General features: G+C 72.0%; 3 protein-coding genes. 2 read left to right on the top strand and 1 reads right to left on the bottom strand.

Going from position 1 to position 1,042, the window contains the following annotated elements; translation table 11 throughout:
* On the bottom strand, positions 1 to 211 hold a 211-nt coding region (locus tag AC27KI_RS25665; RefSeq protein WP_487116636.1), incomplete at its 3' end, for a DEAD/DEAH box helicase.
* 208 nt (positions 212 to 419) lie between these two features.
* Here AC27KI_RS25665 and AC27KI_RS25660 point away from each other — a divergent pair.
* Both AC27KI_RS25660 and AC27KI_RS25655 read left to right on the top strand, forming a co-directional pair.
* Positions 420 to 779, top strand: coding sequence for a translation initiation factor Sui1 (locus tag AC27KI_RS25660; RefSeq protein ID WP_284408987.1), 360 nt, complete (start codon positions 420 to 422; stop codon positions 777 to 779).
* A gap of 11 nt (positions 780 to 790) precedes the next feature.
* Positions 791 to 1,030 carry a DUF3820 family protein gene (locus AC27KI_RS25655; RefSeq protein ID WP_284408989.1) on the top strand — a complete coding sequence of 80 codons (240 nt, stop codon included), beginning with the start codon at positions 791 to 793 and terminating at the stop codon, positions 1,028 to 1,030.
* The last annotated feature ends 12 nt before the right edge of the window (positions 1,031 to 1,042 follow it).

Genomic DNA, 1,042 nt, shown 5'->3' with positions numbered 1-1,042 from the left:
CCTGGGCCAGCGTGTGCGGCAGGCACTGCTGCAGCAGCGGCAAGGCGAAGGCGGCGGTCTTGCCCGAACCGGTCTGCGCGCAGGCCCGCACGTCGGCGCCGCGCAGCACGGCCGGAATGGCCTCGGCCTGGACCGCCGTGGGCGTGGTGAAGCCCATCGCATCGGCGGCGTGGACAAGGGCGGGCGAGAGGCCGAGGGAAGCAAAAGGCATGGCAGGCGCGCACCGGGGCGCGAAGGAGGGAACCCGCGATTGTGCCGCCCTGGGGCGGGATGCGGATAATTCGCGGTCTTCGAGGCCTTTCCTGCCTCATTTCCTGCCTTCACTTTTTGCCCGCCGTCCTTCGCCCGCGCCCCGGGTCCCTCGCCATGCGCCTGATTGCCACTGCCGCCGTTTTCTTCAAAGCCCAGGGGGTGCCGCCATGCGCCTGAGCGACCTGGGCGGCCTCGTCTATTCGACCGAATCGGGCCGCATGTGCCCCGGCTGCCGCCAGCCCGTGGCGCAGTGCGCCTGCCAGGCGGCCCGCGCGGTGCCGGTGGGCGATGGCACCGTGCGGGTCTCTCGCGAGACCAAGGGGCGGGGCGGCAAGGCGGTCACGGTGGTGAAGGGCGTGGCGCTCGACGAGGCTGCGCTGGCGCTGCTGGGCAAGCAGCTCAAGGCCGCGTGCGGCAGCGGCGGGACCGTGAAGGACGGCGTGATCGAGGTGCAGGGCGACCATGTCGAGCGCGTGATGGACGTGCTGCGGCAACGGGGCCACACCGTCAAGCGGGCCGGGGGCTGAGAGGCGCCGCCATGGACCCGGAACAACTGCAGCGCCTGCTGACCGTCCAGATGCCCTACGGCAAGTACAAGGGCCATGCCATTGCGGACCTGCCGGGCAACTACCTGAACTGGTTTGCCCGCGAAGGCTTTCCGCGCGGCGATCTGGGCCGGCTGCTGGCCCTCATGCACGAGATCGACCACAACGGCCTGTCGGCCCTGCTGGAGCCCCTGCGCGCCCAGGCCGGGCAGGGCCCGGCGACCCGGCGCTGAACCGCCGCCGCG

This window comes from Acidovorax sp. KPB24-03, from assembly GCF_057546605.1.
This window is presented reverse-complemented; position numbering and strand designations above follow the sequence as displayed.